Source organism: Mycolicibacterium smegmatis (genome assembly GCF_001457595.1).
Lineage (GTDB): Bacteria > Actinomycetota > Actinomycetes > Mycobacteriales > Mycobacteriaceae > Mycobacterium > Mycobacterium smegmatis.
This window is the reverse complement of sequence record NZ_LN831039.1, coordinates 6,130,161-6,153,164: the sequence shown is the minus strand read 5'-3', so window position 1 is coordinate 6,153,164 and position 23,004 is coordinate 6,130,161. Positions and strand designations below refer to the sequence as shown.

Annotated in this window: 26 protein-coding genes, 1 pseudogene and 1 riboswitch; of the genes and pseudogenes, 16 read left to right on the top strand and 11 right to left on the bottom strand. The window is 68.8% G+C overall.

The window, feature by feature from the left end:
- Positions 1-7: 7 nt before the first annotated feature.
- Complete coding sequence (gene mutY, locus AT701_RS29750; RefSeq protein ID WP_058127125.1) at positions 8-889, bottom strand: A/G-specific adenine glycosylase MutY; 882 nt, start codon at positions 887-889, stop codon at positions 8-10.
- A 25-nt stretch (positions 890-914) separates the two neighbouring features.
- Here mutY and AT701_RS29745 point away from each other — a divergent pair, with 25 nt between their 5' ends.
- A complete protein-coding gene (locus AT701_RS29745; protein WP_058127124.1) occupies positions 915-1,535 on the top strand; it encodes a carbonic anhydrase in 621 nt (206 codons plus the stop codon).
- Positions 1,536-1,601: 66 nt separating this feature from the next.
- Complete coding sequence (locus AT701_RS29740) at positions 1,602-2,390, top strand: hypothetical protein (protein ID WP_174519626.1); 789 nt, start codon at positions 1,602-1,604, stop codon at positions 2,388-2,390.
- A gap of 1 nt (position 2,391) precedes the next feature.
- On the opposite strand, the gene disA is transcribed toward AT701_RS29740, so the two are convergent.
- The 3 genes from disA to AT701_RS29725 are packed head-to-tail and all read right to left on the bottom strand — an operon-like array spanning position 2,392 to position 5,563.
- On the bottom strand, positions 2,392-3,510 hold the full coding sequence (gene disA / locus AT701_RS29735; protein WP_011731023.1) for a DNA integrity scanning diadenylate cyclase DisA: 1,119 nt from the start codon (positions 3,508-3,510) through the stop codon (positions 2,392-2,394).
- Positions 3,511-3,545: 35 nt separating this feature from the next.
- The gene (radA, locus tag AT701_RS29730; protein WP_011731022.1) at positions 3,546-4,946 is read right to left on the bottom strand and encodes a DNA repair protein RadA; all 1,401 of its coding nucleotides are present in this window, start codon (positions 4,944-4,946) and stop codon (positions 3,546-3,548) included.
- Between the two features lie 56 nt (positions 4,947-5,002).
- Positions 5,003-5,563 carry a copper chaperone PCu(A)C domain-containing protein gene (locus AT701_RS29725; protein ID WP_011731021.1) on the bottom strand — a complete coding sequence of 187 codons (561 nt, stop codon included), beginning with the start codon at positions 5,561-5,563 and terminating at the stop codon, positions 5,003-5,005.
- A gap of 284 nt (positions 5,564-5,847) precedes the next feature.
- On the opposite strand from AT701_RS29725, the gene carD reads away from it, so the two are divergent.
- Genes carD through rlmB form a run of 5 tightly spaced genes read left to right on the top strand, consistent with a single transcriptional unit; the run spans position 5,848 to position 9,919 of the window.
- Positions 5,848-6,336, top strand: a complete 489-nt coding sequence (gene carD / locus AT701_RS29720; protein ID WP_003921720.1) for an RNA polymerase-binding transcription factor CarD — start codon at positions 5,848-5,850, stop codon at positions 6,334-6,336.
- 19 nt (positions 6,337-6,355) lie between these two features.
- On the top strand, positions 6,356-7,024 hold the full coding sequence (ispD, locus tag AT701_RS29715; protein WP_058127122.1) for a 2-C-methyl-D-erythritol 4-phosphate cytidylyltransferase: 669 nt from the start codon (positions 6,356-6,358) through the stop codon (positions 7,022-7,024).
- On the top strand, positions 7,021-7,512 hold the full coding sequence (gene ispF / locus AT701_RS29710; protein WP_058127121.1) for a 2-C-methyl-D-erythritol 2,4-cyclodiphosphate synthase: 492 nt from the start codon (positions 7,021-7,023) through the stop codon (positions 7,510-7,512). Before ispD ends, ispF begins: the two co-directional genes overlap by 4 nt.
- 29 nt (positions 7,513-7,541) lie before the next feature.
- A complete protein-coding gene (gene cysS / locus AT701_RS29705) occupies positions 7,542-8,975 on the top strand; it encodes a cysteine--tRNA ligase (RefSeq protein WP_011731017.1) in 1,434 nt (477 codons plus the stop codon).
- The gene (gene rlmB, locus AT701_RS29700) at positions 8,975-9,919 is read left to right on the top strand and encodes a 23S rRNA (guanosine(2251)-2'-O)-methyltransferase RlmB (RefSeq protein ID WP_036453910.1); all 945 of its coding nucleotides are present in this window, start codon (positions 8,975-8,977) and stop codon (positions 9,917-9,919) included. The genes cysS and rlmB overlap by 1 nt, the downstream gene beginning before the upstream one ends.
- A 6-nt stretch (positions 9,920-9,925) precedes the next feature.
- On the opposite strand, the gene AT701_RS29695 is transcribed toward rlmB, so the two are convergent.
- The 4 genes and pseudogenes from AT701_RS29695 to mrf form a co-directional block, all read right to left on the bottom strand.
- Positions 9,926-11,161 (bottom strand): ArsB/NhaD family transporter, encoded by a 1,236-nt coding sequence (locus AT701_RS29695; protein ID WP_058127763.1) that lies wholly within the window; start codon positions 11,159-11,161, stop codon positions 9,926-9,928.
- Positions 11,158-12,103, bottom strand: a pseudogene (locus AT701_RS29690) (MBL fold metallo-hydrolase). The gene AT701_RS29695 and the pseudogene AT701_RS29690 overlap by 4 nt, the downstream one beginning before the upstream one ends.
- Before the next feature lie 22 nt (positions 12,104-12,125).
- Positions 12,126-12,374: a type B 50S ribosomal protein L31 gene (locus AT701_RS29685; protein ID WP_003897470.1), complete on the bottom strand. Its 249-nt coding sequence runs from the start codon at positions 12,372-12,374 to the stop codon at positions 12,126-12,128.
- Positions 12,371-13,585, bottom strand: a complete 1,215-nt coding sequence (gene mrf / locus AT701_RS29680) for a ribosome hibernation factor-recruiting GTPase MRF (protein WP_014878548.1) — start codon at positions 13,583-13,585, stop codon at positions 12,371-12,373. Before mrf ends, AT701_RS29685 begins: the two co-directional genes overlap by 4 nt.
- A gap of 73 nt (positions 13,586-13,658) precedes the next feature.
- Here mrf and rpmB point away from each other — a divergent pair, with 73 nt between their 5' ends.
- From rpmB to AT701_RS29645, 7 genes are all read left to right on the top strand, one after another.
- A complete protein-coding gene (rpmB, locus tag AT701_RS29675) occupies positions 13,659-13,895 on the top strand; it encodes a 50S ribosomal protein L28 (protein ID WP_011731012.1) in 237 nt (78 codons plus the stop codon).
- Positions 13,895-14,059, top strand: a complete 165-nt coding sequence (gene rpmG / locus AT701_RS29670; protein ID WP_003889348.1) for a 50S ribosomal protein L33 — start codon at positions 13,895-13,897, stop codon at positions 14,057-14,059. The genes rpmB and rpmG overlap by 1 nt, the downstream gene beginning before the upstream one ends.
- Positions 14,059-14,364, top strand: a complete 306-nt coding sequence (gene rpsN / locus AT701_RS29665; protein WP_003897467.1) for a 30S ribosomal protein S14 — start codon at positions 14,059-14,061, stop codon at positions 14,362-14,364. The genes rpmG and rpsN overlap by 1 nt, the downstream gene beginning before the upstream one ends.
- Positions 14,361-14,618, top strand: a complete 258-nt coding sequence (gene rpsR / locus AT701_RS29660; protein WP_003897466.1) for a 30S ribosomal protein S18 — start codon at positions 14,361-14,363, stop codon at positions 14,616-14,618. The genes rpsN and rpsR overlap by 4 nt, the downstream gene beginning before the upstream one ends.
- A 3-nt stretch (positions 14,619-14,621) precedes the next feature.
- A riboswitch (cobalamin riboswitch) is annotated at positions 14,622-14,757 on the top strand.
- A gap of 40 nt (positions 14,758-14,797) precedes the next feature.
- Positions 14,798-15,778 (top strand): ABC transporter substrate-binding protein, encoded by a 981-nt coding sequence (locus tag AT701_RS29655; protein WP_011731011.1) that lies wholly within the window; start codon positions 14,798-14,800, stop codon positions 15,776-15,778.
- Complete coding sequence (locus AT701_RS29650; RefSeq protein WP_003897464.1) at positions 15,779-16,813, top strand: FecCD family ABC transporter permease; 1,035 nt, start codon at positions 15,779-15,781, stop codon at positions 16,811-16,813.
- Positions 16,783-17,601 carry an ABC transporter ATP-binding protein gene (locus AT701_RS29645; RefSeq protein WP_235630844.1) on the top strand — a complete coding sequence of 273 codons (819 nt, stop codon included), beginning with the start codon at positions 16,783-16,785 and terminating at the stop codon, positions 17,599-17,601. The genes AT701_RS29650 and AT701_RS29645 overlap by 31 nt, the downstream gene beginning before the upstream one ends.
- A 13-nt stretch (positions 17,602-17,614) precedes the next feature.
- Here the strand turns inward: AT701_RS29645 and AT701_RS29640 are convergent, their stop codons facing one another.
- Positions 17,615-18,331, bottom strand: a complete 717-nt coding sequence (locus tag AT701_RS29640; RefSeq protein WP_058127119.1) for a TIGR03943 family putative permease subunit — start codon at positions 18,329-18,331, stop codon at positions 17,615-17,617.
- Positions 18,328-19,362 (bottom strand): permease, encoded by a 1,035-nt coding sequence (locus AT701_RS29635; protein ID WP_223495849.1) that lies wholly within the window; start codon positions 19,360-19,362, stop codon positions 18,328-18,330. The genes AT701_RS29640 and AT701_RS29635 overlap by 4 nt, the downstream gene beginning before the upstream one ends.
- A gap of 78 nt (positions 19,363-19,440) precedes the next feature.
- Here AT701_RS29635 and AT701_RS29630 point away from each other — a divergent pair, with 78 nt between their 5' ends.
- Positions 19,441-19,725: a DUF1490 family protein gene (locus AT701_RS29630; protein WP_003897460.1), complete on the top strand. Its 285-nt coding sequence runs from the start codon at positions 19,441-19,443 to the stop codon at positions 19,723-19,725.
- A gap of 16 nt (positions 19,726-19,741) precedes the next feature.
- Positions 19,742-21,880, top strand: coding sequence for a heavy metal translocating P-type ATPase (locus AT701_RS29625; RefSeq protein WP_011731007.1), 2,139 nt, complete (start codon positions 19,742-19,744; stop codon positions 21,878-21,880).
- A 104-nt stretch (positions 21,881-21,984) separates the two neighbouring features.
- Here AT701_RS29625 and mspA read toward each other — a convergent pair whose 3' ends face one another.
- Positions 21,985-22,593: a porin MspA gene (gene mspA / locus AT701_RS29620; RefSeq protein ID WP_036462228.1), complete on the bottom strand. Its 609-nt coding sequence runs from the start codon at positions 22,591-22,593 to the stop codon at positions 21,985-21,987.
- Positions 22,594-23,004: the final 411 nt, after the last annotated feature.

The following is a 23,004-nucleotide window of genomic DNA, read 5'->3' as shown; positions in this document are numbered from 1 at the left end:
GCCGCGCTCAGGCCGGCCTTCCGGTCTCGCCTTCGCCCGCGAGCGCGAACCGGCCGTCGGCCGTCTGCTCCACCAGGCCATCCACCAGCAGCGAGTCCAGCGCGCGGTCACGCTGGGCGGGATCGGCCGGCCACGCGAGGTCCAACTGTGCGCGCGGCACGGGAGTTGTGCTGGCGCGCAACACATCCAGCAGCTTGCCGCGCACCTGGCGGTCGGTGCCCGCATAGCGCTGCACCCGGCGGGTGACCGTGCCGGCCGGGAATCCGGCCGAGCGCCAGCGGCAATGGCTCAACGGGCAGATGCCGCAGCGCGGTGAGCGTGCCGTGCACACCGTGGCGCCGAGTTCCATGAGTGCGACCGAGAACGTCGGGGCGGTGTCGTCGGGCGGCAGCAGTGCGGCGACCATGTCGAGATCGCGCGTGCTCGCCGGTGCGTCGGCCGTGCCGTGCACCGCGCGTGTGACGACGCGGCGCACGTTGGTGTCGACCACCGGAACGCTCGCCTGATAGGCGAAGCACGCGACGGCGCGCGCGGTGTAGGCGCCGATTCCGGGGAGGGTGAGCAGGGTGTCGACGTCACGCGGCACGACGTCGTCGTACTCGGATGCGATCACCACGGCGCACTCGTGCAGGCGCTTTGCCCGGCGCGGATAGCCGAGCTTTCCCCACGCGCGCAGCACCTCGGCCGGTCCGGCGGCGGCCGTGGCCGACGGCGTGGGCCACCGCTCGATCCAGGCCTGCCAGATCGGCTCGACCCGCGACACCGGGGTTTGCTGAAGCATGAACTCGCTGACCAGGATCTGCCAGGCGCTCACGCCGGGGCGCCGCCACGGCAGATCCCGCCGCGCATGGTCGTACCAACTCAAAAGTTCAACCGGGCTGATGCTCATCGCGTCTTCAGGGCAGAATGTACAAATGCCGAACTCAAGTCCTGTGGCAGCGTGGAAAGCACTCAAGGACGGTAATGCCCGTTTCGTGGCGGGCCAACCGCTGCACCCCAGCCAGGGGATCGAGCGCCGCGCGAGCCTCACCCAGGCGCAGCGTCCCACCGCGGTGGTGTTCGGCTGCGGCGACAGCCGCGTCGCCGCAGAGATCCTGTTCGACCAGGGCCTCGGCGACATGTTCGTGGTGCGTACCGCGGGCCACGTCATCGACAACGCGGTGCTCGGGTCGATCGAGTACGCCGTGACGGTGCTCAAGGTGCCGCTCATCGTGGTGCTCGGCCATGACAGCTGCGGTGCGGTCAAGGCGACGCTGTCCGCGCTCGACGAGGGCGAGGTGCCCAGCGGGTTCGTCCGCGACATCGTCGAGCGTGTGACGCCCTCGATCCTGTTGGGGCGCAAGGCCGGGTTGAGCCGTGTCGACGAGTTCGAGGCCCAGCACGTCAACGAGACCGTCGCGCAGTTGCAGATGCGCTCGACCGCGATTGCCCAGGGGCTCGCGGCCGGTACGCAGGCCATCGTCGGCACCACCTACCACCTCGCGGACGGACACGTGGAGTTGCGCAGCCACCTGGGCGATATCGGCGAAGTCTGACACCCGACGGCGACACGCCGGGGCGCCTCGGGCAACTGGGGATGACCTGGGCTTACCGTGAAAGTCGTGTTGGATCTCGAACCTCAGGGGCCCCTGCCCGCGCAGATTTACTGGCGGCGCCGGGCGCTGGCTATCGGTATCGCGGTAGTCGTCGTCGGGGTTGTCGCCGCGATAGTCGCGGTGATCATGACCAAGAGCAGCTCGGGATCCGAGAACACCGCAGCCGATCAGTCCAGTGAGACCGCGGCCCAGGAGGCCGCCCCTCCGACGCCGCTGCCCGGCGAGGACCCCGCCGTCAAGACGCCGATCGTCCCGCCCGCGCAGCACGCGCCACCGCCGACGCCCACGCCGACCGCGGCCGTGACGCCGCCGCCCGTGCTCAAGGAGGGCGACGACTGCCCGGACTCAACGCTCGCGGTCAAGGGCATCACGAGCCAGCCCGAGTACGTCGTCGGCGATCAGCCGAAGTTCACCATGGTGGTCACCAACATCGGTCTGGTGGCGTGCAAGCGCGACGTCGGCGCCGCGGTCCTGGCCGCCTACGTCTACTCGCTCGACAACACGCGGCTGTGGTCCAACCTGGACTGCGCGCCGTCCAACGAGACGCTGGTCAAGACGTTCAACCCGGGTGAACAGGTGACCACCGAGGTCACCTGGACCGGTATGGGTTCGGCGCCGCAGTGCCCGCTGCCGCGCCAGCCGATCGGTCCGGGCACCTACAACCTCGTGGTGCAACTGGGCAATCTCAGATCCGCGCCCGTGCCGTTCATCCTCGCCGAGGCGAATCCGCAGCAGCCGGCAGCGCCACCTGCCGACGGCGCACCCGGCCCGGACGCCCCCGGCGCGGGTAACTAATTCAGGCCAGCCGGTCGGCGATCGTCGACTCGGCCAGCAGTGAGAGCCCTTCCCTGATGTGGCGTGCCCACATCGAACCGATGCCGTCGACGGACTGCAGATCGTCGGCGCTGGCGGCCAGCAGGTTCTGCAGCGAGCCGAACGAACGCACCAGCAGGTCGACGTGGGCGAACTGCAACCGGGGGATCGCGGCCATCGCGCGGTAACCGCGTGAGCTCATCGCCGAATCCTGGGCCTCGGCGGTCGACGGATACCCGAAGACGCGTGCCAGCACCGTGAAGTCCAGCAGTTCGCTGTCGCTGAGCGAGTCGAGCTCCTCGAGCGTCGCGGCGACCTGCGCGGCCGTCGGCGGATCCGGGTTGGCGTGGTAGTCGCGAACGATCAGCTCGCGCGCGGTCTCGTTGTCGCCGACGAGTTCGTCGAGCTGCAGCTTGAGCTGGCGGCCGTCGGTGCCGAGTTCCACCACGTCGGCGTCGATCTCCAGGCTGATGCGGCGCACCATCTCCAGGCGCTGCACGACGGTCATCACGTCGCGCAGCGTCACGAAGTCCTCGATCTCGGCGGTCGAGAGCTGCCTGCTGACCTCGTCGAGCCTGCCCTTGTAGCGTTCCAGCGTCGCGATGGTCTGGTTGGCCCGGGACAGGATCGTCGCCGAATCGGGCACCACGTGCCGCTCGCCTGCCACGTAGACCGTCACGATGCTCATGGAGTGGCTCACCGAGATCACGGGATAACCGGTCTGGATCGCGGTGCGCTCGGCCGAGCGGTGCCGGGTTCCGGACTCGTCGGTCGGGATGGACGGGTCGGGGACCAGCTGCACGTTGGCCCGCAGGATGCGGCTGCCGTCGCTGGAGAGCACCACTGCGCCGTCCATCTTCGAAAGCTCACGCAGCCGCGTCGGCGCATAGCGCACGTCGAGGACGAAACCGCCGTCGCAGATGGCCTCGACACTGTCGTCGTATCCGAGCACGATCAGCGCACCGGTGCGGCCACGCAGGATGCGCTCAAGCCCGTCGCGCAACGGTGTGCCGGGGGCAAGGCGGCCCAGCGTCTCGCGCAACGTCGGCCGGGCCAGGTGCACGACGTTGCGTCCGGATCTCGCGCCGGACTTCACGGCCATCAGCCCTCCTAGGATCGGCCGGTATTGTCCCGATCCTATTGGGCACCCGCAATCGCGATCTCCCGCATCGTCTGAACCGCGGCCCGGATGTTATCCGCGGCGACGACCTTCAGACCCGCCGGTGCCGACGTGACACCCGGCGGGACGACGGCTGTCGTGAACCCCAACCGGGCGGCCTCCGACAGCCTGCGGTCCATGCCGGTGACGCGGCGCAGGTCACCTGCCAGGCCCACTTCGCCGATCGCGATGGCCTTCATGGGCATCGCGATGTCGAAGTACGCCGATGCGATCGCGAGCGCCACCGCGAGGTCTGCCGACGGATCGGTGAGCCGCATACCACCCACGGTCGACAGATAGAGATCGTTGCTGTTGATCGGCATGCGGCAGCGCGTCTGCAACACCGCGCCGATCATCGCGGCACGGGCCGAGTCGATACCGCTGACCGCGCGCCGCGGCGGACCCGCAGGCGGGGAGACCAGGGCCTGGACCTCGCCGATCATGGGGCGCTTGCCGTCGAGGGTCACGGTCACCGCGGTACCGGGCACCGCGAGCGGACGCTGGTCGAGGAACAGTCCCGAAGGATCGCTGACGCACTCGATCCCGTTGTCGTGCAATTGAAAACAGCCGACCTCGTCGGCGGCGCCGAACCGGTTCTTCACGCCGCGCACCATGCGCAGCGACGATGCCCGGTCGCCTTCGAAGTGCAGCACCACGTCGACGAGATGCTCGAGTGACCGCGGGCCCGCGATGGCGCCGTCCTTGGTGACGTGGCCGACGAGGATCATCGCGACGGCCGGATCGCCGACCGCGGCCTTGGCGTACGCGGTGAGCGAGGTGGTGACCGCGCGCACCTGCGTCACGCCTCCGGTCACGCCGTCGGCCTCGGTGGTGGACATGGTCTGGACCGAGTCGACCACCACCAGGCTGGGCTTCACCTCGTCGATGTGGCCGAGGGCGATCTGCAGATCGGATTCGGCGGCCAGGTACACCTGATCGTGCGTGCATCCGGTGCGTTCGGCCCGCAGGCGGATCTGCCCGGCGGATTCCTCGCCGGACAGGTAGAGCGCGCGTTTGCCGCTGTGGGCCCAGCGGTTGGCCACCTCGAGCAGCAGCGTGGACTTGCCGACCCCGGGATCACCCGCGAGCAGTGTCACCGAACCCGCGACCAGACCACCGCCGAGCACGCGGTCGAGTTCGCTGACGCCGGTGGGGTAGTGGCGCGTGACGCCGGGATCGATGGACGTGATCGGCACGGCCGGTGACGTGGGGGCGACCGAACGCCGTGCCGCACCGTTGAGCTTGTTGTTGCCGGCGAGCACCGCGACCTCGTCGACGGTGCCCCAGGTACCACAGTTGGCGCAGCGGCCGACCCATTTGGGCGCGACGTGCTGGCACTCCGAACAGCGGTACTGCGAACGTATTTTCGAACCGGCCACGCCGTGACAGTATCGGCAGGCACCGACAGCCGGGCCTGCGACAGGCCGGTGAAGACCTAGTGTTCGCTGGATCCGGGACCCGCGGGCGGGACCGGGCGGCGCGGCTGTTCGCCGGCCGAGATCGGCACGGCGACCGTGGTCTCGCCGTCCTCGAACGTGAAGGTGAAGTCGTAGAGCAGGCCGTTGGTGATCGGCTTGGTCAGCTCCACCTCGGCCGTGACGGCGTCGGCGGCCTCGGCGTTCTCGACGGCCTGGATCTGCCCGTCGGGCTCTCCGACGATCAGCACGCCGTCGGCGGGCACCGTGGAATCACCGGTCAGCGTGACCTCGCCGACGTCCGAGGTGATGGACTTCAGCTTGTTGCTGCCCTCGGTCGAATCGTTGGCGGCCACGAACAGCAACTCGACCGTGGTGCCGGGCTCCACGTAGTCGGTCTGCTGCGGCGCCCGCAGGTGCACGTTGCGCAGCGAAACCTGTCCTGCCTGAGCGTTGACGCCGTTGACGGCGGGCTCCTGCGTGGTGGTCTGGGAGATCTGCCCGGCACTGCACGCGGTGAGTGCCACAGCCGTGGCCAGGCCGCAGACGGCCAGACCGGCGCGGGATGAGAAGCGGTTCACTCAAGCCTCCTGAACAGGTTCGCCGTTCTTCGACTATGCAGAGTAGTAGGTGGCGATCATCAGGGGAATGTGAGGGCTTGCCAAGCGTCCCTTCAGGCCCCTCGTGAGGCGCGCGGGAGTTTGCGCCGGGATCCCTTTCGGCCCCGTCGATCTCGCGGCAGTTGCACGAATTCGTCATCGTGTCAACCCCTGCCATTAACCTGCATGGCCCCTGACCTGCACCGTTGGTGCACGTGTGATCTGGGTCCGTGTTAGGATGGAGTAGCGAAAGGGGCTCGAATCAGATGATTTTTAAGGTCGGAGACACCGTCGTCTATCCACACCACGGTGCTGCGTTGATCGAGGCGATCGAAACCCGGACCATCAAAGGCGAGCAGAAAGAATATCTCGTCCTCAAGGTCGCCCAAGGGGATCTGACCGTTCGAGTACCCGCGGAGAACGCCGAGTATGTCGGCGTCCGCGATGTTGTGGGTCAAGAAGGTTTGGACAAGGTGTTCCAGGTGCTGCGCGCGCCGCACACCGAGGAGCCGACGAACTGGTCGCGTCGTTACAAGGCCAACCTGGAGAAGCTGGCCTCCGGTGACGTGAACAAGGTCGCCGAGGTCGTCCGCGACCTGTGGCGTCGGGATCAGGAGCGCGGCCTGTCCGCAGGCGAGAAGCGCATGCTGGCCAAGGCCCGGCAGATCCTGGTGGGCGAGCTCGCGCTGGCCGAGAACACCGATGACGCCAAGGCCGAGACCATCCTCGACGAGGTTTTGGCCGCCGCGTCCTGATCTGTTCGGGACGTAAACGGTGGCGACGGTTGCCGTCGTCCCGGCCGCCGGCTCTGGTGAGCGGCTGCGCGCGGGACGGCCGAAAGCATTCGTGACACTGGGGGGAGCACCCCTTCTTGAGCACGCTCTGTCGGGGCTTCGCGCTTCCGGCGTGATCGACCGGATCGTGATCGCGGTACCGCCCGCGCTCACCGACGAGTCGAAACTGGTGTTCGGCGGTGAAGACTCCGTGATCGTCTCCGGTGGGGTCGATCGCACAGGGTCGGTTGCGCTCGCTCTCGAAGCGGCCGGTGACGCCGAGTTCGTCCTGGTGCACGACGCCGCACGCGCACTGACCCCGCCCGCGTTGATCGCCCGGGTGGTGGCTGCGCTGAAAGAAGGGCACAGTGCCGTCGTACCCGGACTCGCGCCGGCCGACACCATAAAGGCGGTCGACGCCAACGGCGCGGTGCTCGGAACGCCCGAGCGGGCCGGTCTGCGCGCTGTCCAGACGCCTCAGGGTTTCCATGCCGACGTGCTGCGGCGCGCCTACGCGCGCGCCACGGCCGGCGGCGTGACCGACGACGCGTCATTGGTCGAACAACTCGGGACGCCCGTGCAGATCGTCGACGGCGACCCGCTGGCATTCAAGATCACCACACCGCTGGATCTCGTGCTCGCCGAGGCCGTCCTGGCGCGCGGCGCATGATGCTGCCTCGCGTCGGGCTCGGCACCGACGTCCACCCGATCGAGGCAGGCCGCCCGTGTCGTCTGCTGTGCCTGGAATTCGACGACGCCGACGGCTGCGCAGGCCACTCCGACGGCGATGTCGCGGCCCACGCGCTGTGTGACGCGCTACTCAGCGCTGCCGGGTTGGGTGATCTCGGCACGATCTTCGGCACCGACCGCCCGCAGTGGCGCGGTGCCAGCGGCGCCGACATGATTCGTCACGTGCGCGCGCTCGTCGAGAACGCGGGCTTCGTCGTCGGCAACGCAACGGTGCAGGTCATCGGCAATCGGCCGAAGGTGGGGCCCCGGCGCGAAGAGGCACAACAGGTGCTCTCCGGGCTGGTGGGAGCCCCGGTGTCGGTGTCGGCCACCACCACCGACGGCCTCGGGCTGACCGGCCGCGGCGAGGGTCTGGCAGCCATCGCCACGGCCCTCGTGGCCGCCGAACCGGTCGGTGATGCAAAGTAGCCCTCAAAGGGCCGGTAAGCTGGCACGTCGTGACCGATCGCGCTCAAGCTGTCGGGTCGGGCCCTGAGCTCGGCTTGAGGCTCTACGACACCATGGCGGGTGCCGTACGTGATTTCGTGCCGTTGCGGCCTGGGCACGCTTCGATCTACCTGTGCGGGGCGACCGTACAAGGTCTTCCGCACATCGGACATGTCCGGAGTGGGGTTGCGTTCGACGTGTTGCGCCGCTGGCTGACCGCCAACGGCTACGACGTCGCGTTCATCCGCAATGTCACCGACATCGACGACAAGATCCTCAACAAGGCCGCTGACGCCGGGCGTCCGTGGTGGGAGTGGGCCGCCACCTTCGAGCGTGCCTTCTCGGCCGCCTACGACGCGCTGGGCGTGCTGCCGCCGTCTGCCGAGCCGAGGGCCACTGGGCACATCACGCAGATGGTCGAGCTCATCGAGCGCCTCATCGACAAGGGCCACGCCTACGCCGCGGGCGGCGACGTGTACTTCGACGTGCTGAGCCTGCCGGACTACGGGCAGTTGTCGGGGCACCGCATCGACGATGTGCACCAGGGCGAGGGCGTCGCGACCGGCAAACGCGATCAGCGCGACTTCACGCTGTGGAAGGGCGCCAAGCCCGGCGAGCCGTCCTGGCCCACGCCGTGGGGCCGCGGCCGTCCCGGCTGGCACACCGAGTGTGTCGCGATGTGCGAGGCCTACCTGGGCCCCGAATTCGACATCCACGCAGGCGGCATGGATCTGGTGTTCCCGCACCACGAGAACGAGATCGCGCAGGCGCACGGCGCAGGCGACGGCTTCGCCCGGTACTGGCTGCACAACGGCTGGGTCACCATGGGCGGCGAGAAGATGAGCAAGTCGCTGGGCAACGTGCTCTCGATTCCCGCTGTGCTGCAACGGGTCCGGGCTGCCGAGCTGCGCTACTACCTGGGCAGTGCGCACTACCGGTCGATGCTGGAGTTCTCCGAGACCGCGCTGCAGGACGCGGTCAAGGCTTACACGGGCATCGAGGACTTCCTGCACCGTGTGTGCAGTCGCGTCGGCTCGGTGCCGATCGGGGAATGGACGCCGAAGTTCGCCGCGGCGCTCAACGACGATCTGTCGGTGCCCATCGCGCTGGCCGAGATCCACGCCGCGCGCGCCGAGGGCAACCGGGCGCTGGACTCGGGCGACCACCAGACCGCGATGCAGCAGGCGTCGTCGATCCGCGCCATGATGGACATCCTCGGCTGCGACCCGCTCAACGAGCGCTGGGAGTCGCGTGATGCGACGTCGGCCGCGCTCAAGGCCGTCGACGTGCTGGTGCAGTGGGCGCTGGCCAGCCGCGCCGAGGCCCGTGAGCGTCGCGACTGGGCGGCCGCCGACGCGATCCGCGATAGGCTCAAGGAAGCCGGTATCGAGGTCACCGACACCGCCGACGGCCCGCAATGGGCCCTGATAGAGCGGGACAAGTAATGGCCGGAAATTCACAGCGGCGCGGCGCAGTTCGCAAGCCCGGGACCAAGAAGGGCCCGACCGTGGGTTCTGGCGGTGTGCGCAGGCGCGGCCTGGAGGGCCGTGGCGCGACGCCGCCGGCCCACATGCGCCCCAACCATCCGGCAGCCAAGAAGGCCAGGGCCGCGGCCAAGGCGCAGCAGCAGCGCGCCGGCCGCAAGACCGACGAGACCGAACTGGTGCTCGGCCGCAATCCGGTGCTCGAATGCCTGCGCGCCAAGGTGCCCGCGACCGCGCTGTACGTCGCGCTGGGCACCGACGCCGACGAGCGCGTGACCGAGTCCGTCCAGATGGCCGCGGACCGCGGCATCTCGATCCTCGAGGTGCCCCGCACCGATCTGGACCGCATGAGCAACCACGGGCTGCACCAGGGCCTGGGACTGCAGGTGCCGCCGTACGCCTACGCGCACCCCGACGACCTGCTGGCCACGGCGAGAGCCGATGCCGCACCCGCGCTGCTGGTGGCGCTCGACAACATCTCCGATCCGCGCAACCTGGGGGCGATCGTGCGATCGGTGGCCGCGTTCGCCGGCCACGGCGTGGTGATCCCGCAGCGCCGGTCGGCATCGGTCACCGCGGTGGCCTGGCGCACGAGCGCCGGTGCCGCGGCACGTGTTCCGGTGGCGCGCGCGACGAACCTCAACCGGACGCTGAAGAGCTTTGCCGACGCGGGCCTGCAGATCGTCGGCCTCGACGCCGGCGGTGACACGACCCTCGACGAACTCGACGCGACGGGCCCCACGGTCGTCGTCGTCGGCTCCGAGGGCAAGGGCCTGTCGCGGCTCGTGCGTGAGCACTGCGACGCGATCGTGTCGATCCCGATGGCCGGGCCCACCGAGTCGCTCAACGCGTCGGTGGCCGCCGGTGTGGTGCTCGCCGAGATCGCGCGTCAGCGCCGCAGCTGACACGGCTCAGCCGAACAGCTCCAGGCCCGCCCACAACCCGAGGACCGCGGCGACCAACGTCAGCGGTGTGGTGACCACACCCACGCGGCTGAACTCGCCTGCCTTGGCCGCCAGACCTTGCCGGTGGACGACATGGCGCCACAACAGGTTCGACAGCGAACCCACATAGGTCAGGTTCGGGCCCACGTTCACACCGATCAGCACGGCCAGCACCGCGCCGGGGCCCGCCGCGGCCACCAACGGCAACAGCATCAGCACGGCGGGCAGGTTGTTCACCAGATTGGCCAGCACGGCCGCGATCGCGGCGTAGCCCAGCAGCGCGGGCAGCGAGTCGCCGTCGGGCAGCACATCGCGCATGACCGCCTCGGGCCCGTTGAGCACCACGGCATCCACCACGACGCCCAGGCACAGCACGAACGCCAGGAACGGCACGTTGACCGCGCGCACGATGCCGCGCACCGTGCTGCGGCGTTGCGCGAAACTGCGTATCCCGAGCACCACGGCACCGGCCAGGGCGGCCCACGCGGGTGCGAGGTCCAGCAGCGAGGTCACCGCGAAACCCGCGAGGGTCAGGCCGAGCACCACGAGGACGAACACCGGCACCTCCGGTGGTGGCGGCGCGGTCTCCGGCACCGGCCGCGGCCGCAGCTCGGCGCTGAAAAGCCAACTCAGCAGCGCGAATTCGACCGCCACGGCGGCCAGCCACGGTATCGCCATGTACGCGCTGAACTCCACGAAGCTCAGCCCGGCGACCGTGAACGCCAGCAGGTTGGTCAGATTCGACACCGGGAACAGCAGCGACGCGGAGTTGGCCAGATGTGCCGAGGCATACGCGTGCGGGCGGGGTGCGATCGCGAGCGTGCGTGCGGTCGCGAGCACCACCGGCGTCAGCAGCACCACGGTCGCATCCAGGCTCAGCACCGCGGTCGTGGTCGCGCCGATGACGAAGACCCGCAGCAGCAGCTTGCGCGGGTGCCCGCGGCTCGCCCGGGCCATCAGCGTGCCCGCCGCGTGGAACAGGCCCTCGTCGTCGCACAGGTGCGCGAGCACGAGGACGGCCGCGAGGAACCCGACCACCGGTAGCAGGCGGCCTGCCTCGTCCACCGCGTCGTGCACCGAGATCGCCCCGAGGGCGATGAGCAGGACCGCTGCGGGCACGGCGGCCACGGCCTCGGGCCATCCGTTGGGGCGCACCATCGCAAAGGTCAGCACGACGATCAGCGCGATGAGCGCCAGCGTCAGCGCCAGGGCCCGCTCCCGGTCTCGATCCAGGGGTCGCTGCGCTGCCACAGCGTCGGCAGGTGCAGCGCGACGCCGTCGTGTGCGGCCAGCGTGGTGAGCACGCGCATGGTGGCGTCGAGATCGTCGGCCACATACGGCAGCGCACGCAGCGGGCGGTGCAGGGGCCGGAAGAAATCGTCCCAGTGGATCAGCACCACGCGGCGCGCGCCGACGGTGCGCACGGTCTGCGTCCAGTAGTTCGGTGAGGTAGCGCTCGGGCTGCCGTCCCAGCTGCCCGACTCCCAGGTACACGACGTCGGCGCGCTGCCCGGCCAGCGCGCCGGGAACCGCGCCCGCGCTGCCGACGATCAGCACGCGACGGTCGCTCGGGCGGTGGTGCACGAGCGTCGACCACGCCTCACCGCACTTGTACGCCGACGCCTTGGCCGGGGGCACCACGGGCTCGGTGATGACGCCGGGGAACCGGTCCGGCGGGCAGTGCTCGGAGACGAACAGCGTGACGTCGTAGGCCTCCATGGCTACAGGTTCACCCGGGGTGACGGTGACGATCCGGTCGTCGGGCAGACCGCCGCCGATGCCGATCTGCGCCGCCGAGGATCCACCGACCAGCGCCGCTCCGGTGCGTTCGGCGACGACGGCGGAGTCCATGGCGTGATCGAAGTGGGTGTGCACGGGCAGCACCGCGGCGAGCCGGTCCACACCCAACCGGGCCAGGCAGCCGTCGATCCGCGGCACGTTCGGCGCGAGCGGGCGCAGGCCAACGGTGAGCAGGCCGGGGCGGCTGAAGAACCCGTCGGTCAGCAGCGCCGACGCACCGTCGTCGACCAAAAGCGTGGTGACACCGGCCCACGTGACGGTGACCGGGGAATCCGGTGTGGCCGTGGGCGCGTCGCAGAACCGCGCGTGGTCGGCCAGATCTGGCCTGCCGGGTTTGAGCCGCATGGCCCCACCCTAAGGTGGACCGTCATCCGTAGCGACGCCGGAACTTCTCCACCTGACCCGCGGAGTCGATGTGCCGTGCCGATCCGGTCCAGAACGGATGCGAATCGCTGGTGACGTCGACCACGATCAGCGGGTAGGTCTTCGGCCCGCTGGGGGTGGGCCATTCGATGGTGCGGGTGCTGGTGGCCGTCGAGCGCGTCAGGAACTGCGCGCCCGTTGCGGCGTCCTGGAACACCACCGGGTGGTAGTCGGGGTGGATGCCGGGTTTCACGATTGCTCTCCTGTCTGGGGGTCGGGGTGGTGACGAGCGTCTGAGAATTGCGCGGCGTGGGCAGCCTGGTCGGCGTCGCACGGTTCCTGGTGCCAGTCGCCGAACGGGTCGGGGTAGTGACGCCACTCCTGTCGTCGGGCGAACTCGGCGTCGGTGAGCAGGGCGCCACGCAGTGCGTCGAGGATGTCGTCGGTGCGGGCGCCGCAGACCAGCATGACGAGCGAGACGTGCCGGTCGCCGAAACTCGGGTCCCAGTCGATAGCCGCCAGCGCGCGCCACTGCGGATCCGTGTAGGCAAGCTCGCTGGAATTCATTGCGGCCAGCCATTTTCCAGCGGTGCTGACACGCAGTCCGCCACCGGCTGATTCGATCCACATGACCTCGGCGTCCCGGTTGGCCAGCCAGGCGCGGCCGCGGGTGCGCACCACGCCGTCGAGCAGCAGGTCGATGGCCGCATGTAGCCGCACCGGGTGGAACGGACGCCGTGCGGTGAACTCGACGATGCGTACTTCGCCGTCGGCCGTCAGCGGCGGTTGTCCGGCCAGCAGGGAATCGCGGGGCGAGAGCGCGCGTCCGCGTGGGGTGTCCGGTTCGAGGTGGGCCAGGGCCAGCTCGAGGCGGTCCGGCCCGACCGTGATCCGTGCGCGGGGCGCAAGCCGGCGCAGCACCGCCAGTGTCGTTGCCTCCGGTTCGCCGAGCACGAGGACGTCGGCGACCTCGGCCTGCCCGACCACCACCTGGGCGGCCGTGCGGCCGTCGGCGAGTTCGTCCTCGCCGAGCGCCTGCTCCAGCCACGCCGCGGTGTCCACGCATGTCACCACGGCTGCCACCTCCACGTCGCGGGCCGCGGGCCCGTCGATGTACCCCGGGCCGACCCGTACGTGCACGTTGTCGATGGCCCAGCGCACGGGTTCGGGCTCGAGCCAGGGCATCATCTGCACGACGATGCGGGTCACGTCGGCGCGCCGGTGCAGACGGCGAAGCAGGATCAGCAGATCGTCACGCACGGTGCACGAGACGCATCCGTGCACCAGCTCAAGTACCCACTGAGAGCTGTCGACCGAGCTGCTCACGGTGCGGACGACGACATGGCCGTCGAAGGTGTGGCTGACGAGCAGGGTGCCAGGTGCCTTGAGCAGTTCCTCGACGACGGCCCGACCGGTTCCGCGGGCGTCATCCTGTCCGGCGACCAGCACTACCGGCGTACGCATGGGACCTCCCGGTTTGCTTATTGAAAACGATTGTCATTATCGTACGACGGTACCGCACGACGAAGGAGAGTCAATGTCGGCCCACTGCCAGGTGACCGGGCGCGGCCCCGGATTCGGGAACTCGGTGTCGCATTCGCACCGACGCACCCCGAGACGCTGGGACCCCAATATCCAGAACAAGACCTATTACCTGCCGTCGGAGGGACGACGAATCCGGCTGCGGGTCAGCGCAAAAGGCATCAAGGTGATCGACCGTGACGGCATCGAGGCCGTCGTCGCCCGAATGCGTGCACGGGGGGAGAAGGTCTGATGGCTCGCAACGAGATCCGGCCCATCGTGAAGCTGCGGTCCACTGCGGGAACCGGATACACGTACGTCACCCGCAAGAATCGCCGCAACGACCCGGACCGCATCGTGCTCAGGAAATACGATCCGGTCCTGCGCCGCCACGTCGAGTTCCGCGAGGAACGCTGATGGCGAAGAAGTCGAAGATTGTCAAGAACGAGCAGCGGCGAGAACTGGTGCAGCGCTACGCCGAACGGCGCGCCGAACTCAAGAGGACCATCCGTGATCCGGCCAGCTCGCCAGAGCGGCGCGCGGCCGCGGTCAGCGCATTGCAACGGCTGCCGCGCGACTCCAGTCCCGTGCGGTTGCGCAACCGCGATGTCGTCGACGGCCGACCACGCGGGCATCTGCGCAAGTTCGGGTTGTCCCGTGTGCGGGTGCGCGAGATGGCGCATCGCGGCGAGTTGCCCGGTGTGCGGAAGGCGAGTTGGTGATGGCAGTCAAGAAGTCCAGAAAGCGCACGGCCGCAACTGAACTCAAGAAACCGCGGCGCAATCAGCTAGAGGCGCTCGGCGTCACCACCATCGACTACAAGGATGTCGCGGTGCTGCGCACCTTCCTCAGCGAGCGCGGCAAGATCCGCTCGCGCCACGTCACCGGCTTGACGCCGCAGCAGCAACGGCAGGTCGCGACCGCGATCAAGAACGCCCGCGAGATGGCGTTGTTGCCGATGGCGGGTCCGCGCTGAGGCGTGCGGTATGACACCATCGGTGCCGAAGGCGACTGCGGATCGAGGAAGCCGGTGCGAATCCGGCACGGTCCCGCCACTGTGATCGATGCCCGCGGGGCGTCGAGAGTCAGACACTCACCGCAGTCACCACCTCGCAGGGTCTGGGGCGGATCTCCCCGGAGAGGAATGGAGAGAACATGGCGGCGCGGCGCTCGATCGCATGCTGGTCGGTGGTTTCGGCGATCGCGCTGGTGGCGTCGGGATGTACCAGTACCTCAGCGTCCGACGCCGGTCAGGCTGCCGCACCCGGATTCCCGATCACGGTGGACAACTGCGGCGTCACCACCACCTATGAGCGGCCACCCACCCGCGCCGTCGCACTCAACCAGCATGCGATCGAGGTACTGCTCGCATTGGGGCTCGAGGATTCCATGGTGGGCACCTCATTCCTCGATGACGCGATCCTGCCCGAGTATCAGGGCGCCTACGATCGCATACCGGTCCTTGCCGACGAGTACCCGTCGTACGAGGCGCTGCTGACGGTCGAACCGGACTTCGTCTACGGCGGCTGGGACAGCGCGTTCGACGACAAGGAAGGTCGCGCGCGACAACGCCTGTCCGACGCCGGCATCAACACACACCTCAACATCGAGGACTGCAGCGCAGAACCCGCGACGATGGCGACCGTGGACGAGGAGATCCGCACCATCGGAGAGATCTTCGGGGTCGAGGAGCGCGCGCGACACCTGCTCGACCTGCTGCATCGCGATCTCGCGGAAACCGCAGAGTCCGTGAACGGCGTCGAGCCGGTCCGCGTCGCGGTCTACGACAGCGGGGAGGCGTCGGTGTTCACCTCCGGCGGCAAAGGCATCGGCAATCAGATGATCGAGGCCGCCGGCGCGGTGAATCTCTTCGACGACGTGCAGAAGGTGTGGGCCGACGTGTCGTTCGAGCAGTTCGCCGACCGAGCACCGGACGTGATCCTGATCTACGACTACGGCGACGAGTCGGCGGAACAGAAGAAGGCGTTCCTGACCGCCCATCCCATGCTGGCCCACGTGCCGGCGATCGTGCACCGGCGTTTCGCGGTGCTGCCGCTGTCGTCGGTCGTGGTGGGTGTGCGGGTGGCCAAGGCGGTGGATTCGCTGGCGCGGCAACTACATCCGGACCGGTTCTAGGTGACGGTCCGGTCGCGGCTGCCCTACGCCCTGGTGGTGGGCGCGTTGGTGGTGCTCCTGCTGCTCGTGATGACCGCGGGTGTGGCGATCGGATCGGTGCCGATCGCGCCGCGGCAGGTGTGGCAGATCGTGTTGAACGGCATCCATCCGGCACTGGCCGAGCAGACCTGGCCCGCGGTACGCACCTCGATCGTGCTGGACGCACGCCTGCCGCGGGTGGTGCTCGCGGCGGTCGTGGGCGCCGGATTGGCTGCGTGCGGGATGGTTCTGCAGGCCGTCGTGCGCAATCCGCTCGCCGATCCGATGCTGCTCGGCGTGTCCTCGGGCGCGACGGTCGGGGCGGTCGCCGTACTGGTCGCGGGGGCCGGTGTGCGGCAACTGGTCACGCTGCCGGTTGCCGCGTTCGTCGGTGCGCTCGCGGCACTGGTCGCGGTGTACTTCCTTGCGCGTTCCGGCGGACGGATGACCACGGTGCGGCTAATCCTGGCCGGCGTCGCGGTCGCCGAGGTGCTCTCCGCGGTGGCGAGCCTGCTGATCGTCACCTCCGACGACCCGCACAAGGCACAGGCCGCGTTGCGGTGGATGCTGGGCGGTCTCGGCGGCGCGACCTGGCGCGCGGTGTGGATTCCGGCCGTGGTGGTGTTGATCGGCGTCGTGGTCCTGCTCGCGGTGACCAGGCCGCTGAACCTGCTCTACACCGGGGAGGAGGCCGCGGCCTCGCTCGGACTGGATGTCCATCGTTTCCGCGCGGCGATGTTCGTGGTGGTGGCCCTCATGGTCGGTGCGATGGTCGCGGTCAGCGGGTCGATCGGCTTCGTCGGCCTGATCATGCCGCACGCGGTGAGATTCCTTGTCGGCGCGGATCACCGGCGCGCGCTGCCCGCGGTGGCGTTGCTGGGTGCGGCGTTCCTGGTGGTGTGCGACATCGCGGCCAGAACCGTCGGCGCTCCCGAGGAACTGCCTGTGGGTGTGCTCACCGCGCTCGTGGGCGGACCGTTCTTCCTGTGGTTGATGCGACGGAGGGCACCGGCATGACGGCGGAGGTGCGGCTGCACCGGATCTCGGTGGTGATGTCGACGACGCGCCGCAACCGACCCGTCGTCGACGGTGTCTCGCTGCGTGTCGCGCCGGGTGAGATGGTCGCGGTCGTCGGCCCGAACGGGGCCGGGAAGACGACTCTTCTGCGCACCATCTACCGCGCGCAACGCCCCACGGCAGGCAATGTGCTGATCGACGGTGCCGATCTGTGGAAGCTGCCACGTAAGCGGGCCGCACAGCGGGTCGCGGCGGTACTTCAGGAGATGACGACGGATTTCGAGCTCACCGTGTACGACATCGTGGCCATGGGCCGCACGCCGTACAAACGCTCGTTCGAATCCGACAACGCCACCGACCGCGAGATCATCGCCTCGGCACTGGCGGCGCTCGACATCGCCGATCTGGCTCACGCGCCGTTCGGCAGGCTCTCGGGTGGGCAGAAGCAACGTGTGCTGATCGCGCGGTCACTGGCACAACACACCGATGTCATCGTGTTGGACGAGCCGACGAATCATCTGGATCTGCGTCATCAACACGACACGCTGCGCCTTCTGCGTGCCACCGGATCGACGGTCATCGCGGCGCTGCACGACCTCAATCTCGCCGCCGCCTATTGCGACCGCATCTGCGTGCTCGATCGCGGGCAGGTGGTCGCCGTCGGTGCCCCGCGTGAGGTCCTGACCGTCGAGCTGCTCGCGGAGGTCTACGGGGTTGACGCCACGATCGGCGATACCGCGGGGGTTCCTCAGATCACGGTGGTACCCGGACAGGCGGCTCCGCGGTGAGCATCGGTGCCGCTCAGTACGCGTAGGGGTGTGGCGGCGGGTCGATGCGGGACAGGCGCGCGGCTGTCATGGTGGGGATCGTGCGTCGTGTCGAAGCGTCCTGCGCCGCAGCGACTGTGCCCTCGACTTTGATCCAGGAGTTCTCGGGGTAGGTCACCGCCTGTGCGGCCGCGGGGCCGGCCAGCCGGATGCGGGCGAGCTGGGCGTCGGCCGCACAGCAGATGATGACGATGCGGGCGAGGTCGATGTGGTCACCGTCGCGCATGGTGAAACCCGTGACGGTGATCGTTCGACCGTCGAGGGTTGCGGCGGAGTCCTGTGCGATGCGGATCAGTACGTCCGGCAGGGAGATCTCCGGGGCATGACCTTCCGGCAGCGGCGGGAACGGCCTGCGCACGCTGTCGTTGGCGACCTCGGTCACCGACGCGGCGTCGGGACGGATAGCAGGCGGCGCCACGAACGCCAGCAGGACGATGGGGATGAGCAGCAACCACGCGACGCCGCGTCGATGCGAGTGGTCCTGGTTGTCGGAATCATCGTCGTGATGGCCGCCACGGCGGATATCGCGCACGATCGCAACCAGCGCCAGTGCGATGAGCAGACCCGCGGTCGCGGCCAGGTAGGGCAGCAGCGACGGTTTGACGTATCGGGTGTAGGACCCGGTGACCGTGATGATCGCGGTGCTCACCCCGATCAAGAGCAGCAGCGCGTTCTCGCTCTCGCGGCTCACCGTGGCCCCAGGATGAGCAGTCCGACAACCGTGGCGACCAGTGTGGCCACCGCGAATGTGGCAGGAGCGAAACGGATCGCGAACGCGCGGCCGAACATCCCGGCTTGCATGGCGAACAGCTTGATGTCGACCGCGGGCCCGACGACCAGGAACACCAGGCGCGGCAGCAGCGGCAGCATGGTCAGGCTGGCCGCGACGAAGGCGTCGGCCTCCGAACACAGCGCCAGCACGACCGCCAGCACCGCCATCGTGATGACTCCGAGCGCGATCTGGCCCGCGACATGCTCGTACACCCAGGGCGGGACCAGTACGTGCAGTGCGGCGGCCGCGGCCGCGCCGACGACGAGATACGAGCATGCCGAGAGGAAATCGTGCCGTGCTGCCTCGGTGAACGCGGCCCAGCGCGACCCCGCGCTGTGGTCCGGCCGGGTGAGGCGGTGCGTGATCCACGCCGGATTGCCGAACCGGGCCCACGCCGCACCCATGATGATCGCGGTGAGCAGTGACGCCGCACAGCGCGCCGCGACCATCTGGGGGTGCTCGGGAAATGCGACCGCGGTCGCGACCAACACCACGGGGTTGATCGCGGGGGCCGCAAGCATGAACGTCAATGCGGCGGCACCCACATGCCCCTTGCCAGTGCCCTTGTCAGTGCCCGCGCCGGCGCCGTCCCCGAAGAGCCTGCGTGCCACCGGCACCGACCCGCACTCGCACCCGGGCAACGCCGCCCCGCCGACACCGGCCACCACGATCGCGGCGCTCGTGCGCCGTGGCAACCAGCGCGCGAGCCGGTCGGGCGTGACCAACACCGCGATGAGCCCGCTGATCACCACGCCGAGCGCCAGAAACGGCAGGGCCTGGACGAACACCCCGCAGAACACCGTGGCCGCGGTGGCGACGTCCGGCGTGTCCGCCACGAACGCGCGGAGCGTGGTTCCGGCGAGCGCCAGGCCGACGATGCCGAACACGAGCACCTGCATGGAGTTCGGCCGCCAACGAGCCACCGCCAGGTTCATGGCCACGGCGGCCATGATGCCAGGCCGATGTTGTGAACTCCGCAATAGTCAACAATGACTATCATTTCCACTAACTCGCGATAGGCTTGGCCGATGGTGTGGCATGGACTTCTGGTCAAGGCAGCAACGACAGTGGTCACCGGGGCTGTCGGCGTCGCGGCCTACGAGGGGCTGCGTAAGGCGGTCGCCAAGGCGCCGGTTCGTGAAGCGGCCGTGGCGACGACCGCGTTGGCTCTGCGGGGAGCGCGAAAAGCCGAGGTGGGAGCCGAGTCGGCGCGACTGAAGGTCGCCGATGTGATGGCAGAGGCGCGCGAACGCATAGGTGAGGAAGTGCCGCCGCCCGCCGCGGGCGACGCCGGCCACGACCACGACCACTGAGTGACCACTGAGTACCGTGGCTGATCTGACGGTCGTATCCGACGCGGCCGGCCGCATGCGCGTACACGCGCCGTGGTTCCGCGGGGACGCCGTGCGCGCGGTCGCCATCGAACAGGCCGTCGACCAGGTGCCGGGCGTTCGCGCCGTACACGCCTATCCGCGAACAGGATCCGTGGTGGTGTGGTACTCGCCCAGGCGCTGCGACCGTGACGCGGTGCGGTCGGCCATGACAGCGGCAGCGGGGGTGGCCCGGCACCTGGTGCCCGGTCGTAGCCCCCGATCCGCCGACGTGCACAACGCCGACATCGTTCGTATGGCGATCGGCGCTGTGGCGTTGATTCTCTTGGGGATTCGTCGCTACGGATTTGCCCGGCCGCCGCTCTTGGGGTCGACCAGCCGCACCTTGGCAACGGGAGCGACGATAATCACCGGCTACCCGTTCCTGCGGGGTGCGTTACGAACTCTCACCGGCAACCGTTCCGCTGGAACGGATGTGCTGGTGTCGGCGGCCACGGTCGCGAGTCTGGTGCTGCGCGAAAACGTGGTGGCCCTTACGGTTCTGTGGCTGCTCAACATTGGCGAGTACCTCCAGGACCTGACGTTGCGGCGCACTCGCCGGGCGATCGCCAATCTGCTCCAGGGCACGCAGGACACCGTCTGGCTGCGGCTCGCGGACCGAACCGAGATCGAGGTCGCCGTGGACGGGGTGCGCGTCGGTGACCAGGTCGTGATACACGAGCAGGTTGCGATCGTGGTCGACGGCGTGGTGTGCGACGGTGAGGCGATCGTCGATCAGTCGGCGATCACCGGGGAGAACCTTCCCGTCGCGGTCGGGCCGGGTAGCAAGGTGTACGCCGGTTCGGTGGTCGTCCGCGGACGATTGGTCGTCACCGCGGAAGCGGTGGGGAGCCACACCACCATAGGTCGCATCATCACCCGGGTCGAGGAAGCGCAGCAGCATCGCGCGCCCATCCAGACGGTCGGCGAGAACTTCTCACGGCGTTTTGTCCCCGCCTCGTTCCTGCTCTCGGCCGCGACCCTCGTGGTGACGCGAGACGTGCGGCGCGCGATGACCATGCTTCTGGTGGCATGCCCGTGTGCGGTGGGACTCGCCACTCCGACGGTGATCAGCGCCGCGATCGGCAACGGCGCCCGGCGCGGCATCCTGATCAAGGGCGGTTCGCACCTGGAGCAGGCGGGCCGGGTCGACGCGATGGTGTTCGACAAGACCGGGACCCTCACCCTGGGACGGCCGATCGTCACCAATGTGGTTGCGTTCCACAAGGACTGGGAACCCGAGCAGGTGCTGGCATACGCCGCCAGCTCGGAGATCCATGCTCGTCATCCGCTGGCCGAGGCCGTGATCCGTTCCACACGGGAGCGCCACATCGTGATACCCCCGCACGAAGAGTGCGAGGTGCTCGTGGGGTTGGGCATGCGGACCAGGGCGGACGGGCGAACGTTGCTTCTCGGCAGTCCGTCGCTCTTGCGTCAGGAGAAGGTGCGTGTCACCAGTCGGGCCGCGGCATGGGTCGACAAGCTCCGCAAGCGCGCGGAAACGCCGCTGCTGCTGGCGGTTGACGGAAAGCTCGTCGGCCTGATCAGCCTCCGCGACGAGGTGAGGCCCGAGGCCGCCGAAGTCCTGCGCGCACTGCGCACGGCCGGCGTGCGCCGCATGGTGATGCTCACCGGGGATCATCCGGACGCCGCGGCCGCCGTGGCCGATGAACTGGGTATCACCGAGTGGCGTGCGGAGGTGCTGCCGGAGGACAAACTCGCGGTGGTGCGCCGGCTGCACGCCGAAGGGCACACCGTGGCGGTGATCGGTGATGGCGTCAACGATGCGCCCGCGCTCGCTGCCGCCGACATCGGTATCGCTATGGGATTGGGCGGCACCGACGTTGCCGTCGAGACCGCCGACGTCGCGCTCGCCAGTGACGATCTGCGACGGCTGCTCGACGTACGGGATCTCGGCGCCCGCGCGGTTGACGTCATACAGCAGAACTATGCGATGTCCATCGCGGTCAACGCCATCGGTCTCGCCGTCGGCGCCGGGGGCGCGTTGTCGCCGGTTCTTGCCGCCGTATTGCACAATGCGTCGTCGGTTGCGGTGGTGGCCAACAGCGCCCGGCTGATCCGGTACGAAATCGACTAGGGCGTTCGGCGAACGCTGCCGGTGTGCAACACGTCGTCGTACCGCCCACCGGCGCGTTCACCATGTCGGCCGCCGGCATTCCCGTGGCGGCCGATTCGCTTGACCTAGTTCATGTTCCAGGGCTCGCCGTAGGTGGTGACGCTGTCGCCCGTCGAGGCGATCAACCGGGCGAACGGACGCAGGAGCACGCCGCCGGCCGCGCCGGTCACGGTGCCATGCGCATTGGATACGGCGACCGCTCCTTTCGCGCCCTTCACGTCCACCGAGAAGGTGGCGACCTCCTGGATACCGGGACCGTTGCCGAGGTCGGCACTGATGGACACGCCGGGGAAGAGGTTGGGGGTGATGATGGTGTCCAGGCCGAACGGCGGCTGGGTGATGTCGCCTCCGTCGATGAGGATGTTCGGGGTCGTGTACGAGAAGTTGATGCCGACGCCCAATGACCACGGGAAGCCGACCTGATACCCGAGTTCGAGCGTGCCCTCGAATTCGTCGGCACCTGGGCCGGCCACATGGTAGGTGGCGCGGCCGGAGTGAAACCACTCACGGGTCAGTCGGTTCCGGTCGAGAGGGAACACGCCGTTGAGGAATGTCTCGGCTTGCTGCACGGTCAGCGTGCGACCTTGGCCGTCGACCACGCTGAGCTGATTGTCCACCGCGTTGGCAGGGCGGGGGCTCACAAGCGTCACGGACACGAGTAGAGCGAACATCATGACGAGGTAGCGCACGATTGGGTTGATGTCCTTTCGGGAGGATGGGCGGAACGCACACTTCGGTGGTTCCTCTTGGGGGACAGCGGGATCGGTGGTGTCACAGGACCTCGGTCGGCCGACTTATTGAAAATCGTTTTCGACAAGGGCTCCGCAGCACTGTAGCGTGAGACCCGCCTGTTGAAAACCGTTACCGATTAGGGGTGCGATGCGTACGCCGGTGGTGCTCGTCTCGACCGGCTGCGACGACAGCGCGTTCCGTCGCACCGATCAGGAGGGTTTGTGAAACCGGATGGGTGTCCGACCGCCCGGCCTTTCACCGTGGCGGTCTGCACGGGCTGCACCACCTCTGCGGTCTCCTCGTTGGTCCCGACCTTGGCGGGGGTGATCGGCGATTGCCCTCATGGCGTCTTG